The sequence below is a fragment of the Mycobacterium sp. 1274756.6 genome (assembly GCF_001668625.1).
In the GTDB taxonomy this organism is placed as follows: domain Bacteria; phylum Actinomycetota; class Actinomycetes; order Mycobacteriales; family Mycobacteriaceae; genus Mycobacterium.
Genome location: NZ_LZLJ01000081.1, coordinates 20,892 through 36,622 on the forward strand (window position 1 = coordinate 20,892; position 15,731 = coordinate 36,622).

Genomic DNA, 15,731 nt, shown 5'->3' on the forward strand with positions numbered 1-15,731 from the left:
TTGTCGTTGTAGCGGTCAACTGCTGCGATGATCAGCGTGTACCCGAACGAGCGAATCGAGGAGATATCCGGTGTCGACATCGCTGCCGCCGCTGGTTGAGCCGGCCGCGGACCTGACCCGCGACGAGGTCGCCCGCTACAGCCGGCATCTGATCATCCCCGACGTGGGGGTGGACGGGCAGAAACGGCTGAAGAACGCCCGGGTGCTGGTGATCGGCGCCGGCGGGCTGGGCGCCCCGACCCTGCTGTACCTGGCCGCCGCCGGGGTCGGCACCCTCGGGGTCATCGACTTCGACGTCGTCGACGAATCCAACCTGCAGCGCCAGGTCATCCACGGCGTGGCCGACATCGGCCGGCCCAAGGTGGACAGCGCGCGCGACGCGATCGTCGCGATCAACCCGCTGGTGACGGTGCAGACCCACAACCAGCAGCTCACCACCGACAACGCCGTCGAGCTGTTCGCCGGCTATGACCTGATCCTCGACGGCACCGACAACTTCGCCACCCGCTACCTGGTCAACGACGCCGCGGTGCTGGCGGGCAAGCCGTATGTGTGGGGCTCGATCTACCGGTTCGAGGGCCAGATCTCGGTGTTCTGGGAGGACGCCCCCGACGGGCGCGGCCTGAACTACCGCGACCTGTACCCCGAGCCGCCGCCGCCGGGGATGGTGCCGTCCTGCGCCGAGGGCGGCGTGCTGGGCATCCTGTGCGCCTCGGTCGGCTCGGTGATGGGCACCGAGGCGATCAAGCTGATCACCGGGATCGGTGAACCGCTGCTGGGCCGGCTGATGGTCTACGACGCGCTGGAGATGAGCTACCGCACCGTCAAGGTCCGCAAGGACCCGACCACCCCGAAGATCACCGAGCTCATCGACTACGAGGCGTTCTGCGGGATGGTGTCCGACGAGGCGGCCACCGCCACCGCCGACGCCACCGTCACCCCCCGCGAGCTGCGCGAGATGCTGGACTCGGGCACGGTGGCGCTGATCGACGTGCGCGAGCCGGTGGAGTGGGAGATCAACCACATCGACGGGGCGCAGCTGATCCCGCAGTCGACGCTGAACACCGGCGACGGGCTGGCCAAGCTGCCGCAGGACCGCACCGCGGTGCTGTACTGCAAGACCGGGGTCCGCTCGGCGGAGGCGCTGGCCACCGTCAAAAACGCCGGATTCGCCGACGCCATGCACCTGCAGGGCGGCATCGTGGCGTGGGCCAAGCAAATCCAACCCGACATGGTCATGTACTGACCGGTTCCCGGGCGGGGCACCGTTAGGCTGACGGTGTGACCCCCGAGCCGCCCCCTGAACACGTGTTGGTGGCATTCGGGCTGAGCGATGAGCGGCCGGAGCCGCTCGGTGTCAGCTGGGAAGGCGGCTGGCGCTGCGGCGAAGTGGTGTTGTCGCTGGTTGCCGACAACGCGCGGGCCGCCTGGTCAGCCCGGGTGCGTGAGACCCTCTTCGTCGACGGGGTGCGGCTGGCCCGCCCGGTCCGCTCCTCCGACGGCCGCTACGTGGTCGCCGGCTGGCGTGCGGACACCTTCGTGGCCGGGGTGCCCGAGCCCCGCCACGACGAGGTCGTCTCCACCGGCATCCGGCTGCACGAGGCCACCAGCAAACTCGAGCGGCCCCGCTTCCTCACCCAGGCGCCCACCCTGCCGTGGACCGAGGTCGACGTGTTCAACGTCGCCGACCGGGCCGCGTGGGAGGAACGGCCGCTGCAGGCGCTGCCGCCCGGCGCGCAGGTCGCGCCCGGCTCCGCCGACGGGCAGCGCTCCATCGAGCTGATCAACCAGCTGGCCGGGCTGCGCCGACCGACCCGCAGCGCCAGCCAGCTCGTCCACGGCGACCTCTACGGCACGGTGCTGTTCGCCGGCAGCGCCGCCCCCGGCATCACCGACATCACCCCCTACTGGCGGCCGCCGTCCTGGGCGGCCGGGGTGGTGGTCGTCGACGCCCTGTCCTGGGGAGAAGCCGACGACGGCCTCATCGAGCGGTGGGAGGCCCTGCCGGAGTGGCCGCAGATGCTGCTGCGGGCACTGATCTTCCGGCTGGCCGTGCACGCCCTGCACCCGCGCTCGACGGCCGAGGCGTTCCCCGGCCTGGCCCGCACCGCCGCGCTGGTGCGGCTGATGCTCTAACGCGGCTCAGCCCGGCACGAACCGGTGGCGCACGGCGGCGAGATCCACCCGGCCCGCCGCGGCGAGCACCCCCTCGGCGCGCAGCCGCGCCAGCTGCTCGGTGCCCAGGTGCGGCGCCGGTCGCCCCGAGGCGCGGATCACCCGGTGCCACGGCAGGTCGGCGCCGTCGACCCGCAGGATCCAGCCCACACTGCGCGGGTTGCTCAGCCCGGCGGCCACCGCGACGTCGCCGTAGGTGGCGACCCGCCCGGCCGGGATCGCCGCGACCAGGGCCCGTACCGCCTCGACCTGCGCCTCGGTGATCGCCGGCATCGCTAGCCCGGCAGCCGCGCGCGGATGAGCGCGCCCACCTCGGCGGGGCGGGCCTGGGCCACCATGTGCCGGCAGTCCAGGTCGACCAGCTCGAACTCGCCGCCGAGGCGTCGGGCCAGCCCGTCGATGAGGTCGGGGCCGACGTAGGGCGGGTCGGTGGCGGTGGCGCGCACCAGCGTGGTCGGGGTGCCCGCCGCCGGCCAGGCGATGGCACGGGCCAGCTCACTCCAGTAAGCCATCATCGCCGGCAGGCTCAGCCGCCAGCCGCGACGGCCGTCGGGCAGCGCGATCAGATGGTCGTCGAGTTCGGCGTCCAGCAGCGCGGGAGGCACGTCGGCCCACGCCCCGTCGGCCTTCTCCGCGCGGGCCTCCGCCGCGTCGGGGTAGTCCGGGGAGGCCCACATCGCCTCGGCGATCCGGCGCATCCAGGCGCCGTCGAGCCCGACCGCCGGGTCGAGCAGCACCAGCGCCGCCACCAGATCCGGGCGGGCCGCGGCCAACGCCAGCGCGATCGCCCCGCCGAACGAGTGGCCCACCACCACGACCGGGCCGGTCGCCGCCCGCTCGGTGAGGCCGGCCAGCGCGGCGACGTTGGCGTCGATCGTCCACGGCGCATCCCACGACGAGCGGCCGTGGCCGAGCAGGTCGGGGGCCAGCACGGCGACATCGGGCAGCTGGGTCTCGGCCAGCGCCCGCCAGCGCCGGCCGTGGCCGGTCAGGCCGTGCAGGGCCAGCACCCGGGCCGGGCCGGGCGGGCCGAAAAGGTGGGTGTGCAGGGCAGCGGTCACCCGTGCCATGCTGCCGCACCGGTCAGTTGCGGGCGCGGCGGGTCGCGGATGGCTGTCGGGCCGGTGTGGTGTCATGCCGACATGTCCCATCGCTGGCCCGCGCAGGCCGCCGCCGCCCTCGACCCGGACCGCCGGGGGGTGCTGCGGGTGCTCGGCGGGCCGGGCACCGGCAAGACCACCCTGCTGGTCGACGCGGCGGCCGCCCACATCGGCGCCGGCGCGGACCCGGGCTCGGTGCTGCTGCTGACCGGCGCCGGCCGGATGCCCGCGGCGGCCCGCAACCGGCTGACCCGCACCCTGCTCAGCGCCGGCGGTGCCACGGTGATCGCCGAACCCCTGGTGCGCACCGTGCACGGCTACGCCTTCGCGGTGCTGGCGCTGGCGGCGCAGCGCGCCGGCGACCCGCCGCCGCGGCTGGTCACCAGCGCCGAACAGCACGGCATCATCGCCGAGCTGCTCGCCGGGGACCTCGAGGACCGCGCCGGCGGCTGGCCGGCGGACCTGCACCCCGCCCTGCCCACCACCGGGTTCGCCGACGAGCTGGCCGACCTGCTGGCCCGCTGCGCCGAACGGGGCGTCGATTCGGCTGCGCTGCAACGGCTCGGCCGCGACCACAAGCGCCCGGAATGGATCGCCGCCGGCCGCTTCGCCCGCCAGTACGAGCAGGTGATGCGGCTGCGCGCGGCGGTCGGCACCGCCGCCCCGCAGGCCACCGTCCCGACCCTGGGGGCGGCCGAACTCGTCGGCGCCGCGCTGGCCGCGCTGGCCGACGACCCCGACCTGCTGGCCGCCGAACGGGACCGCATCGACGTGCTGCTGGTCGACGACGCCCAGCAACTGGACCCGCAAGCCGCCCGGCTGGTGCGGGTGCTGGCCGCCGGCGCGCGGACAACCCTGCTGGCCGGCGACCCCAACCAGGCGGTCTACGGCTTCCGCGGCGCCGACCCCGCCGCGCTGCTCGGCGACGACACCCCCGCGGTGCACCTGGTCGACTCGCACCGCTGCGCCCCCGCGGTCGCCGACGCCGTCAGCGCCGTCGCCGCCCGGCTGCCCGGCACCGGACCGGCGCGGCGCATCGCCGGCCGCGGCCCGGGCGGCGCGGTGAGCACCCGGGTCGCCGCCTCCGGCCACGCCGAGGCCGCGCTGATCGCCGACACCCTGCGCCGCGCGCACCTGATCGACGGGGTGCCCTGGTCGGAGATGGCGGTCATCGTGCGGTCGGTGCCGCGCTCGGCGGCCGCGCTGTCGCGGGCCCTGAGCAGCGCCGGCGTGCCGGTGGAGCTGCCGGCACCGCGCGGGGCGCTGGCCCAGCAGCCCGCCGTCGCCGCCCTGCTGGCCGTGCTGGCGGCCGGCCTGGACGGCCTCGACGGGGCGGCCGCCGAAGGGCTGCTCACCGGCCCGATCGGCCGGGTGGACCCCGTGACCCTGCGCTCGCTGCGCCGGGCGCTGCGCCGCGCCGCCGCCGACCCGGCCCGCGGGTTCCCCGACCTGCTGGTCGACGCCCTGACCGACGCGCCCCCCGCCGGGCTGGCGCCGGTGCTGGCCCGGCCGCTGCAGCGGGTGGCGGCCACGCTGCGCGCCGCCCGCCGCCACACCGACGACGACCCGCGGCTGACCCTGTGGCAGGCGTGGGCGGCATCGGGCCTGCAGCGCCGCTGGCTGACCGCCCTGGACCGCGGCGGCGCGGCCGCCCTGCACGCCGGCCGCGACCTCGACGCGGTCAACGCCCTGTTCGACGTCGCCGACCGGTACGTGGCCCGCACCGGCGGCGCCTCGGTGCGCGGGCTGCTCGACCACGTCGCCGCGCTGCAGCTGCCGCCGGCCGCCGAGCCCGCCGGGACCAGCGCCGCGGTGAGCGTGCTCAGCGTGCACGCCGCCCTGGGCCGCGAGTGGGACCTGGTGGTCATCGCCGGCCTGCAGGACGGGCTGTGGCCCAACACCGTGCCGCGCGGCGGCGTGCTGGCGACCCAGCGGCTGCTCGACGTGCTCGACGGCGTCCCCGAACAGGCGTCGGTGCGGGCGCTGATGCTGGCCGAGGAACGCCGGCTGCTCATCGCCGCGCTGGGCCGGGCCCGGCGCCGGCTGCTGATCACCGCCGTGGACGGGGAGGCCGGCCCCGGCGACGCCGACTCCGAACTGCCCTCACCGTTTTTCACCGAACTGGCCGCCGGCCACCCCGATGCCGGCCCGCCGGTCGCCGCCCCGCCGGTGCTCTCCGCGGCCGGGGTGGTCGGCCGGCTGCGGGCGGTGGTCTGCGCCCGCGCCGGCGCGGTCGGCGAGCCCGACCGGCTCAGCGCGGCCCGGCAGCTGGCCCGGCTGGCCCGCGCCGGGGTGCCCGGCGCCGACCCGGCCCGCTGGGCGGGGATGACCCCGCCGAGCACGACGGCGCCGCTGCACCCGCCCGGCGAGCAGGTCGTCACCGTCTCGCCGTCGTCGCTGGGCACGCTCACCGACTGCCCGCTGCGCTGGCTGGCCGAACAGCACGGCGGCCGTGACGCCGCGCCGCTGGCCACCACGATCGGCTCACTGGTGCACGCCCTGATCGCGGAGTCCGGCCGCGCCGAGACCGCGTTGCTCGCCGAACTCGACCGGGTGTGGGAGCAGCTGCCGTTCCCGGCCCGCTGGCAGGCCGCCAACGAACTGGCCCGGCACCGCGACATGGTCTCGACGTTTCTGCAGTGGCGGGCCGCCACCCGCGGCCAGCTCACCGAGGTCGCGGTGGAACGCGAGGTCGACGGGCTGCTCGACGCCCCCGGTGAGCACGGACCGGGGGTGCGGCTGCGCGGCCGCGTGGACCGGGTGGAACGCGACGACGCCGGCCGGCTGGTGATCGTCGACGTCAAAACCGGCCGCAACCCGGTCACCAAGGACGCCGCCCAGAGCCACGCCCAGCTGGCCGCCTACCAGCTGGCCGTCACCGCCGGCCTGCTCGAACCCGACGCCGAGCCCGGCGGCGCCCGGCTGGTCTACCCGGCCAAATCCACCGCCGCCGGCAGCGCCTGCGAACGCGACCAGGTGCCGCTGACCCCGGAGACCGACGCGGCGTGGCGCGCCCAGATCCGCGCGGCGGTCGCCGCCACCGCCGGACCCGAGTTCACCGCCCGGGCCAACGACGGCTGCGCGCACTGCCCGATCCGGCCGACCTGCCCGGCCCACCCGCCCGGAAGCCGACCGTGAACCCCCGGCACAGCCCCGCCGAACTGGCCGCGGCGCTGGGCCTGCACCAACCCACCGACGAGCAGGCCGCCGTCATCGCCGCCCCACCCGGGCCGCTGGTGGTCATCGCCGGCGCCGGGGCGGGCAAGACCGAGACCATGGCCGCCCGGGTGGTGTGGCTGGTGGCCAACGGCCACGCCCGCCCCGAGCAGGTGCTGGGGCTGACCTTCACCCGCAAAGCCGCCGGCCAGCTGCTGCGGCGGGTGCGCTCGCGGCTGGCCGCGCTGGCCGCCGCCGGCCTGCTCGACGACCCGGACCCGACCGGCAGCCCGGCCGTCGCCACCTACCACGCCTTCGCCGGGCAGCTGCTGCGCGAGCACGGCCTGCTGCTCGGGGTGGAGCCGCACACCCGGCTGCTCAGCGAGACCGAACGCTGGCAACTGGCCTTCGACGTCGTCGCCGGCCACCCCGGGCCGCTGCCCACCCGCAGATCCCCCGACACGGTCACCCGGCTGGTGCTGCGGCTCTGCGACCAGCTCGCCGAGCACCTGGTCGACACCGCCGAGCTGCGCGACACCCACCGCGAACTCGAGCGGCTCATCCACACGCTGCCGCCCGGGCCGCGGCAGCGCGCCGAACCCAACCAGCAGCTGCGCGGCCTGCTGGCGGCCCAGACCGAACGCAGCGACCTGGTGCCGCTGATCGACGCGCTGCACCAGCGGATGCGCGCCGACGCGGTGATGGACTTCGGCACCCAGATGGCCACCGCCGCCCGGCTGGCCGAGCGGTTCCCGCAGATCGGCGCCGAACTGCGCCGCACCTACCGGGTGGTGCTGCTCGACGAATACCAGGACACCGGCCACGCCCAGCGGGTCGCGTTGTCCGCGCTGTTCGGCGGCGGCGCCGACGGCGCCCTGGCGCTGACCGCGGTGGGCGACCCGATCCAGTCGATCTACGGCTGGCGCGGCGCCTCGGCCACCAACCTGCCGCGGTTCACCACCGACTTCCCGCTGCCCGACGGCAGCCCGGCCCCCACCCGGGAGCTGCGCACCAGCTGGCGCAACCCGCCGGCGACCCTGGCGGTGGCCAACGCCGTGTCCGCGCAGGCCCGCCGGCGCTCGGTCGAGGTGCAGGAGTTGCTCCCGGCCCCGCACGCCGCGCCGGGCACCGTGACCGTCGCACTGCTCGCCGACGTCGCCGCCGAACGGGACTGGGTGGCCGAGCAGCTGCAGCGCCGCTACGCCCGGGCCCGCCGCGCCGGCGACGAACCGCCGACGGCGGCGGTGCTGGTGCGCCGCAACGCCGACGCCGCCCCGATGGCCGACGCGCTGCGGGCCCGCGGGGTGCCGGCCGAGGTGGTGGGCCTCGCCGGGCTGCTGGCCATCCCCGAGGTCGCCGACCTGGTGGCGATGCTGCGGTTGGTGGCCGACCCGACCGCCGGGTCGGCGGCGCTGCGGGTGCTCACCGGCGCGCGGTGGCGACTCGGCGCGGCCGACCTGGCCGCACTGTGGCGCCGCGCCCGCCGGCTGGTCGACCCGCCCGCCCCGGCCGCCGGGCCCGCCGAGATCGCCGCGGCGGCCGGCCCCGACGCCGACGCGCCTTGCCTGGCCGACGCCATCACCGACCCGGGCCCGGCGGACGACTATTCCCCGGCCGGCTACCGGCGGCTGCTCGCGCTGGCCGACGAACTGGCCGCCCTGCGCGCCCAGCTGCACCACCCGCTGCCCGACGTCGTCGCCGAACTGCGCCGGGCGCTCGGCGCCGACACCGAGGCACGGTCGGCCCAACCGCCGGGCGCCGGCGGCGGCACCGAGCAACTCGACGCCTTCGCCGACGTGGTGGCCCGCTACGCCGAACACACCGGCACCCGCACCGGCACCGCCGCCGGCCTGCTGGGCTACCTCGACGCCGCGCTGGTCGCCGAGAACGGCCTGGCCCCCGCCGAACCGGTCACCGTGGCCGCCCACCGGGTGCAGGTGCTCACCGTGCATGCGGCCAAGGGACTGGAATGGCAGCTGGTGGCGGTGCCGCACCTGGTGACGGGGGTGTTCCCGTCCACCGCCGCCCGCAGCACCTGGCTCACCGACCCGGGTGACCTGCCGCCGCTGCTGCGCGGGGACCGGGCCTCGCTGAGCGCGCACGGCGTCCCGGTGCTCGACACCGACGGCGTCACCGACCGCAAGCAGCTCTCCGAGGTCATCGACGGCCACCGGCGCCAGCTCGACCGGCGCCGCACCGACGAGGAACGCCGGCTGCTCTACGTGGCGGTCACCCGCGCCGAGGACACCCTGCTGCTCTCCGGCCACCACTGGGGCGAGACCGGACGCAAGCCCCGCGGCCCGGCGGAATTCCTCACCGAGATCAAAGAGTTCATCGACTCCACCGCCGACCTGCCCGGCGCCGTCACCGTCGAGCAGTGGGCACCGGAACCGGCCGCCGGCGAACCCAACCCGCTGTGTGACGAGACGGTCGAGGCGCAATGGCCGGTGGATCCGCTGGGGGAGCGGCGCGTCGACGTCGACCGGGGCGCCGCGCTGGTTGCCGCCGCGCTCGCCGAACCGGAACTCGCCAACCCCGATACCGCCGAAGCTGGCCCCGCCGAACTCGACTCCGCCGAACCCGACACCACCGAACCCGACCCCACCGAACCCGGCCCCGACCCGAACGGCTGGGCGGTCGAAGTCGACGCGCTGCTGGCCGAGCGGGCCCGGGCCGCCACCCCGCCGGTACCGGCGAGCACCGGGCAGCTGTCGGTGAGCGCCCTGGTGGATCTAGCCGCCGACCCCGACCCCGAGGCCGCGCGACGGCGGTTGGCCCACCGGCTGCCCGCCCGACCCGACCCACACGCCTTGCGCGGCACCGCATTCCACGACTGGGTGCAGCGTTTCTACGGCGCGGAGCGGCTTTTCGACCTCGCCGACCTGCCCGGCGCGGCCGACACCGCCGTCGATGACACCGCCGGGCTGGGCGCCCTGCAGGCGGCGTTCCGCGAGTCGGGGTGGGCGCAGCGCACGCCGATCGCGGTCGAGGTGCCCTTCGAGATGGCCCTCGGGGAGACCGTGGTGCGCGGCCGGATCGACGCCGTCTTCGCCGACCCCGACGGCGGGGTCACCGTCGTGGACTGGAAGACCGGCGCGCCACCGTCGGGTGCGGCGGCCGCGCAGGCCGCCGCGGTGCAGCTCGGTGTCTACCGGCTCGCCTGGGCGGAGCTATCCGGTAAGCCGGAATCTTTGGTGCGCACCGCATTCCACTACGTGCGCGACAACACCACCGTGGCGCCCGACGCGTTGCCCGGCCGCGACGAGCTGGCCGCCCTCACCCGTGCCGGCGAACCTTCACTGCCTCGGTGATCAGCGGGATCTGCAGCGGCAGCCGGGCCAGCAGGCCGGCCCGCACCGGCCACGGCCGATCCCACATCACCCGCACCATGTTCAGGTTGCCGGGGAACACACCGACGAACACCGCCAGCGCCGCCAGCGCGCCCAGCCGCCGGGTGCGCGGAACCGCCAGCAGCGCACCGGCGGCGAGTTCGGCGACCCCCGAGGCGTAGGTGTAGGCCCGCGGGCTGCCGGGCAGCTCGGTGGGAACGATGCCGTCGAAGGGCCGCGGCGCCAGGAAATGCAGGGTGCCCATGCCCAGCAGCAGGGCGGACAGGCGGCGGGCGGCGGCCCGGCCGGCGGCGCGCTGCGGGTCCGGAAGTGTCGTGGTCATGGTTACATTGTGCGGTGGCCAGAGGGAAGTTGCGCCGACTTGGCGGCCTCGACGAGCGATTGACCGCCAAACCCGACTACGCGCTGGTCGGGGTGCTGCGGATCCCGGAGAGCGACTCGCCGACCCGCGCCATCCTGCGCCGCATCGCGATCGCGCTGGGGGCGATGCTGGCCGCGGTGGTCATCGTCTACCTGACCCGCGACGGCTACACCGACGTGCGCGGCGAGCCGATGACCCTGCTGGACTGCGTCTACTTCGCCACCGTCTCGCTGACCACCACCGGCTACGGCGACGTCACCCCGGTCACCGAATTCGCCCGGCTCACCAATATCTTTCTGATCACCCCGCTGCGGGTCGCGTTCCTGGTCGTGCTGGTCGGCACCACCGTGGAGGTGCTGGCCGAACGCTCCCGGCAGGCGTTGAAGATCCAGCGTTGGAGGAAAAGAGTGCGCAACCACACCATCGTCGTCGGCTACGGCACCAAGGGCAAAACCGCGGTCGTCGCGATGGTGGGTGACGACGTGCCGACCAGCAGCATCGTGGTGGTCGACACCGACGAAGCCGCCCTCAAACACGCCGAGAACGCCGGGCTGGTCACCCAGCTCGGCGACGCCACCAAGGCCGACGTGCTGCGGCTGGCCGGCGCCCAGCACGCCGCGGCGATCATCGTCGCCACCAACCGCGACGACACCGCCGCGCTGGTCACCCTCACCGCCCGCGAGATCGCCCCGGACGCCAAGATCGTCGCCTCGATCCGGGAAGCCGAGAACCAGCACCTGCTGCAGCAGTCCGGCGCCGACTCGGTGGTGGTGTCCTCGGAGACCGCCGGGCGGCTGCTGGGCATCGCCACCTCCACCCCGCGGGTGGTGGAGATGATCGAGAACCTGCTCAGCCCGGACACCGGGCTGACCATCGCCGAACGTGAGGTCGAGCAGACCGAGGTCGGCGGTTCCGCCCGCCACCTGCGCGACATCGTGCTCGGGGTGGTGCGCGAGGGCCACCTGCTGCGCATCGACGCCCCCGAGGTCGACACCGTCGAGGCCGGCGACCGGCTGCTCTACGTGCGCACCGCGGTGAATTAACCGGCCAGCGCGGCCAGCTTCTCCTTCACCTCGCCGAGACTGGGGTTGGTCAGCGTCGACCCGTCGGCGAACCGCAGCGTCGGCACGGTGTGGTTGCCGTCGTTGACCGACCCGACGAACTCGGCGGCCTCGCGGTCCTTTTCGATGTTGATCTCGGTGTAGCCGATACCGGCCGCCTTCAGCATCGTCTTCAGCCGCAGACAGAACGGGCACCACGGTGTGGAGTACAGGGTCAACGAGTCGTTGCTGGCGCTCTTGCTGGTGCTCATAGGTCTCCCAACCTAATCGGTGGCCGCGGTTATGCCCACCGCCGCGGTGTCGTTCGCCGATGCCAAGATGGAGCCCATGCCGACCCAACCCCCGCCCGGCGGTGACCCGCTGCTGGTCGGCCTCGACGAGCAGCAGCGCGAAGCGGTGCTCGCCCCCCGCGGCCCGGTCTGCGTGCTGGCCGGGGCGGGCACCGGCAAGACCCGCACCATCACCCACCGCATCGCCCACCTGGTGGCCGGCGGGCACGTGGCCGCCGGGCAGGTGCTGGCGGTGACGTTCACCTCCCGCGCCGCCGGGGAGATGCGCGGCCGGCTGCGCGCCCTGGACGCCGCCGCCGACATCGGCGCACCGGTCGGCGCGGTGCAGGCGCTGACCTTTCACGCCGCGGCGCGCCGCCAGCTGCGGTATTTCTGGCCGCGGGTGGTCGGCGACACCGGCTGGCAGCTGCTGGACCGCAAGTTCAGTGTGGTGGCGCAGGCCGCCAACCGGGCCGGGCTGCACCCCAGCACCGACGACGTGCGCGACCTGGCCGGGGAGATCGAGTGGGCCAAGGCCTCGCTGATCAGCCCCGAGCAGTACCCGGGCGCGGTCGGCGAAGCCCGCCGCGACACCCCGATGGACCCGGCCCAGGTGGCGGCGGTCTACGCCGGCTACGAGGCGCTCAAGGCACGCGGCGAGCTGGTGCTGCTCGACTTCGACGACCTGCTGCTGCACACCGCCGCCGCCATCGAGAACGACGCCGCGGTCGCCCAGGAGTTCCGGGACCGCTACCGCTGCTTCGTCGTCGACGAGTACCAGGACGTCACCCCGCTGCAGCAGCGGGTGCTGTCGGCGTGGCTGGGGGAGCGCGACGACCTCACCGTCGTCGGCGACGCCAACCAGACCATCTACTCGTTCACCGGGGCCTCCCCGCGCTACCTGCTGGACTTCTCCCGCCGCTTCCCGGACGCGGCGGTGGTGCGCCTGGAACGCGACTACCGGTCCACGCCGCAGGTCGTGTCGCTGGCCAACCGGGTGATCGCCGCGGCCCGCGGACGGGTCGCGGGCAGCCGGCTGCAGCTGGTCGGCCAGCGCGACCCCGGCCCGGAGCCCAGCTTCGGCCAGCACCCCGACGAGGTCGCCGAGGCCGCCGCGGTGGCCGCCGCGATCGGCCGGCTCGTCGACGCGGGCACCCCGGCCGCCGAGATCGCGGTGCTCTACCGCATCAACGCCCAGTCGGAGGTGTACGAGGAGGCGCTGACCGAGGCCGGCATCACCTACCAGGTGCGCGGCGGGGAAGGGTTCTTCACCCGCCAGGAGATCCGGCAGGCGCTGGTGGCGCTGCAGCGCGTCGCCGAACGCGACACCGACGGCGAGGCCGGTGGGGCCGGGCTGCCGCAGCTGGTGCGCGCGGTGCTGGAACCGTTGGGGCTGACCGCGGCCGCACCCAGCGGTGCGCGCGCCCGCGAACGGTGGGAGGCGCTGACCGCGCTGGCCGAACTGGTCGACGAGGAGGTGGCGACCCGCCCCGGCCTGGACCTGGCCGGGCTGCTCACCGAGCTGAAGCTGCGCGCCGACTCGCGGCACCCGCCGGTGGTGCAAGGGGTGACGCTGGCCTCCCTGCACGCCGCCAAGGGCCTGGAGTGGGACGCGGTGTTCCTGGTCGGGCTGACCGACGGGGTGGTGCCGATCTCCCACGCGCTGGCGCACGGCCCGGACAGTGAAGCGGTCGAGGAAGAGCGGCGGCTGCTCTATGTCGGGGTGACCCGGGCGCGGGTGCATCTGGCGTTGAGTTGGGCGCTGGCCCGCAGCCCCGGCGGGCGGGCCAGCCGGCGGCCCTCCCGGTTCCTGACCGGGATCGCGCCGCAGGCCACCGGGGATGCCGCCCCGGCGCGGTCCCGCCGGACCCGCGGCAAGGTCAGCAGCTGCCGGGTCTGCAACGCGGCACTGACCACGCCCACCGCGGTGATGCTGCGACGCTGCGAGACCTGCGCCGTCGACATCGATGAGAAGCTGCTCGCCGAGCTCAAGGAGTGGCGGCTGCGCACCGCCCAGGAGCAGAAGGTGCCCGCCTACGTGGTGTTCACCGACAACACGCTGATCGCGATCGCCGAAGCGCTGCCCACCGACGACGCCGCCCTGGTGGCCATCCCCGGCATCGGGGCGCGCAAGCTCGAACAGTACGGCCCCGACGTGCTGGAGCTGGTCCGCGCCCGGGGCTGACCGCAACGCCGCTGGTCAAAAATGGTTTGCCGGTGTCGGTGGCGGGCCGCTACGCTCGACGCAACCGTTCCGCGCAGGGGCGGGCACACACCGGGAAGGGGGTCGCCGCGATGATCGGCACAGCCGTACTCGTCGGCGTGGCTGCCGCCCGCCATGCCGCCGCGGCGTCCGTGCCGCCGGGGTGCCCACCGCCTGCGCAATCGCAGCCGCACTGAGCTGACCCCCCCACCCCTCGGTCACGGACGCCCCACCCCGGATCCGTGGCCGACATCGTCTTCCCCGTCCGCAGCGTCGCTGCCAGCCCTGGTCCGGACCGGAAAAACCCGCCGCCAGACCAGAAAGCAGGACCGCCATGCCGACTCTCAGCCCCGACCCGGTGACCACCCGGCCGGACTCGGCGACCATCCCCGACCCGGCGACCCGCCGCCCGCGCCGGCCACTGCCGTGTCACACCCGCGACCCCGACCTGTGGTTCGCCGAGGACCCCGCCGACCTGGAGCGCGCCAAGGCGCTATGCGCCGACTGCCCGCTGCGCCGCGCCTGCCTGGCCGCGGCGCTCGACCGCGGTGAGCCGTGGGGCGTCTGGGGTGGCGAGATTCTGCTGCGCGGCCGGGTGGTGGCCCGCAAACGACCGCGGGGCCGGCCCCGCAAACAGCCGGTCGCGGCGTGAGCGCGGCTAGGCCGACGGCCCGACTTTCTCGGCGCTCTTCTCGAGGTCGGGATCGGTGAAGCCCGGCACCAACTCTTCGGAGAGCCGTTTGGTCGGCACGTGCGCGTCGAGCTGACACATGATCGCCGTGGTCGACCCCAGCACCCGCATCGCCATCGCCAGCTTCGGCGGCAGGTCCAGCTGGCGGGCCATCTTGAGTTGCTCGACGGGGCGTTCCAGCTGCTTGCCCGCCCGGCGCATCAGCCACTTGCGCGTGTAGTGGAAGACCTCGACCTCGACCGGCTCGACGTACTGGCGCAGCATCTCGTCGATCTCGCGCACCGAGACCTCCTGGCCCTTCTGGATGAAGCCGCCCTTGCGCATCGTGGCGATGACGTTCTCGTAGTCGTTGTCGCGGGCGTAGCGCACGGCCGCACCCAGTTCCGGGGGGAACCCGCCGGGCATCGGCGCCACCGCACCGAAGTCGATCACGCCCATCCGGCCGTCGGGGAGCAGCATGAAGTTGCCCGGGTGGGCGTCGCCGTGGATCAGCTCCAGCCGGCGCGCCGCGTCCCAGGTGAACTCGGCCAGCCGGGTGCCCATCAGGTCGCGTTGTTCGACGGTGCCGTTGCGGATGATCTCGGCCATGCCGATGCCGTCGATCCACTCCTGGATGACGACCTTGGGCGCGCTGGCCACCACGTTCGGGATGAGGAAGTGCGGGTGGCCGGCGTAGGCCTTGGCGAAGCGCCGCTGGTTGTCGGCTTCGAGCCGGTAGTCCAGCTCCATCTCGGTGCGTTCGATCAGCTCGTCGACCACGCCCTGCACGTCGACCCCGGGGGCCAGCTGCTTGAAGACGCCGGTCAACCGCCGGATGGTCTTCAGGTCGGCGCGCAGCGCCTCGTCGGCGCCGGGGTACTGGATCTTGACCGCCACCTGGCGGCCGTCGGCCCACACCGCCTTGTGCACCTGCCCGATGCTGGCCGAGGCGACCGGGGTGTCGTCGAACGAGGCGAACCGTTCCCGCCACTTGGTGCCCAGCTGGGCGTCGAGCACCCGATGCACCTTGTCGGGGGCCAGCGGCGGGGCGTCCTTCTGCAGCTTGGTCAGCGCTTCGCGGTAGGGCTCGCCGAACTGCTCGGGGATCGCCGCCTCCATCACCGACAGCGCCTGCCCGACCTTCATGGCGCCGCCCTTGAGCTCACCGAGCACGGTGAACAACTGGTCGGCCGCCTTCTCCATCATCTCGGCGGTGACCTCGTCTTTGGACTTCCCGGCCATCCGCTTACCCAAGCCCAGGGCGGCCCGGCCAGCGATCCCCATGGGCAGGCTGGCCAGTCGTGCGTTGCGGGCGGCGCGGCCGCGTTTGATCTCCGTCACGCTTCCATCATCCCCTATGGCCGCGGCGGGCAGGCGCGGTTGGTC

12 protein-coding genes are annotated in these 15,731 nt (G+C 74.7%); 7 read left to right on the top strand and 5 right to left on the bottom strand.

The window, feature by feature from the left end:
• The first annotated feature begins 70 nt into the window (after positions 1-70).
• A complete protein-coding gene (moeZ, locus tag A5643_RS12415; RefSeq protein ID WP_066855742.1) occupies positions 71-1,246 on the top strand; it encodes an adenylyltransferase/sulfurtransferase MoeZ in 1,176 nt (391 codons plus the stop codon).
• Positions 1,247-1,281: 35 nt separating this feature from the next.
• Positions 1,282-2,136 carry a TIGR02569 family protein gene (locus A5643_RS12420; protein ID WP_066855745.1) on the top strand — a complete coding sequence of 285 codons (855 nt, stop codon included), beginning with the start codon at positions 1,282-1,284 and terminating at the stop codon, positions 2,134-2,136.
• A 6-nt stretch (positions 2,137-2,142) separates the two neighbouring features.
• Here A5643_RS12420 and A5643_RS12425 read toward each other — a convergent pair whose 3' ends face one another.
• Both A5643_RS12425 and A5643_RS12430 read right to left on the bottom strand, forming a co-directional pair.
• Entirely contained in the window at positions 2,143-2,448 is a 306-nt protein-coding gene (locus tag A5643_RS12425; RefSeq protein ID WP_066855748.1) for an MGMT family protein, read from the bottom strand.
• 2 nt (positions 2,449-2,450) lie between these two features.
• Positions 2,451-3,236, bottom strand: coding sequence for an alpha/beta fold hydrolase (locus A5643_RS12430; protein WP_066855811.1), 786 nt, complete (start codon positions 3,234-3,236; stop codon positions 2,451-2,453).
• Positions 3,237-3,317: 81 nt separating this feature from the next.
• Here A5643_RS12430 and A5643_RS12435 point away from each other — a divergent pair, with 81 nt between their 5' ends.
• Together A5643_RS12435 and A5643_RS12440 are read left to right on the top strand one after the other, a co-directional pair.
• Positions 3,318-6,413, top strand: a complete 3,096-nt coding sequence (locus tag A5643_RS12435) for an ATP-dependent helicase (RefSeq protein WP_066855751.1) — start codon at positions 3,318-3,320, stop codon at positions 6,411-6,413.
• Positions 6,410-9,742: an ATP-dependent helicase gene (locus A5643_RS12440; protein WP_066855814.1), complete on the top strand. Its 3,333-nt coding sequence runs from the start codon at positions 6,410-6,412 to the stop codon at positions 9,740-9,742. The genes A5643_RS12435 and A5643_RS12440 overlap by 4 nt, the downstream gene beginning before the upstream one ends.
• Here A5643_RS12440 and A5643_RS12445 read toward each other — a convergent pair.
• Positions 9,708-10,103: a DoxX family protein gene (locus tag A5643_RS12445; RefSeq protein WP_066855754.1), complete on the bottom strand. Its 396-nt coding sequence runs from the start codon at positions 10,101-10,103 to the stop codon at positions 9,708-9,710. The genes A5643_RS12440 and A5643_RS12445 overlap by 35 nt on opposite strands.
• A 14-nt stretch (positions 10,104-10,117) precedes the next feature.
• On the opposite strand from A5643_RS12445, the gene A5643_RS12450 reads away from it, so the two are divergent.
• Positions 10,118-11,185, top strand: a complete 1,068-nt coding sequence (locus A5643_RS12450) for a potassium channel family protein (RefSeq protein WP_066855757.1) — start codon at positions 10,118-10,120, stop codon at positions 11,183-11,185.
• On the opposite strand, the gene A5643_RS12455 is transcribed toward A5643_RS12450, so the two are convergent.
• Positions 11,182-11,454: a mycoredoxin gene (locus A5643_RS12455; RefSeq protein ID WP_066855760.1), complete on the bottom strand. Its 273-nt coding sequence runs from the start codon at positions 11,452-11,454 to the stop codon at positions 11,182-11,184. The genes A5643_RS12450 and A5643_RS12455 overlap by 4 nt on opposite strands.
• 67 nt (positions 11,455-11,521) lie before the next feature.
• Between A5643_RS12455 and A5643_RS12460 the strand changes: the two genes are divergently transcribed.
• On the top strand, positions 11,522-13,657 hold the full coding sequence (locus A5643_RS12460; protein WP_066855817.1) for an ATP-dependent DNA helicase UvrD2: 2,136 nt from the start codon (positions 11,522-11,524) through the stop codon (positions 13,655-13,657).
• A gap of 352 nt (positions 13,658-14,009) precedes the next feature.
• The gene (locus tag A5643_RS12465) at positions 14,010-14,327 is read left to right on the top strand and encodes a WhiB family transcriptional regulator (protein ID WP_082948928.1); all 318 of its coding nucleotides are present in this window, start codon (positions 14,010-14,012) and stop codon (positions 14,325-14,327) included.
• Between the two features lie 6 nt (positions 14,328-14,333).
• Here A5643_RS12465 and A5643_RS12470 read toward each other — a convergent pair whose 3' ends face one another.
• On the bottom strand, positions 14,334-15,704 hold the full coding sequence (locus A5643_RS12470) for a macrolide-binding ATPase MABP-1 (RefSeq protein ID WP_197497723.1): 1,371 nt from the start codon (positions 15,702-15,704) through the stop codon (positions 14,334-14,336).
• Positions 15,705-15,731: the final 27 nt, after the last annotated feature.

What these genes read in the sequence shown, in the direction of transcription:
- A5643_RS12425 (WP_066855748.1), bottom strand. Translation starts at nt 2,448, where the DNA reads ATGCCGGCGATCACCGAGGCGCAGGTCGAGGCGGTACGGGCCCTGGTC.
- A5643_RS12435 (WP_066855751.1), top strand. Translation starts at nt 3,318, where the DNA reads ATGTCCCATCGCTGGCCCGCGCAGGCCGCCGCCGCCCTCGACCCGGAC.
- A5643_RS12445 (WP_066855754.1), bottom strand. Translation starts at nt 10,103, where the DNA reads ATGACCACGACACTTCCGGACCCGCAGCGCGCCGCCGGCCGGGCCGCC.
- A5643_RS12455 (WP_066855760.1), bottom strand. Translation starts at nt 11,454, where the DNA reads ATGAGCACCAGCAAGAGCGCCAGCAACGACTCGTTGACCCTGTACTCC.
- A5643_RS12460 (WP_066855817.1), top strand. Translation starts at nt 11,522, where the DNA reads ATGGAGCCCATGCCGACCCAACCCCCGCCCGGCGGTGACCCGCTGCTG.
- A5643_RS12465 (WP_082948928.1), top strand. Translation starts at nt 14,010, where the DNA reads ATGCCGACTCTCAGCCCCGACCCGGTGACCACCCGGCCGGACTCGGCG.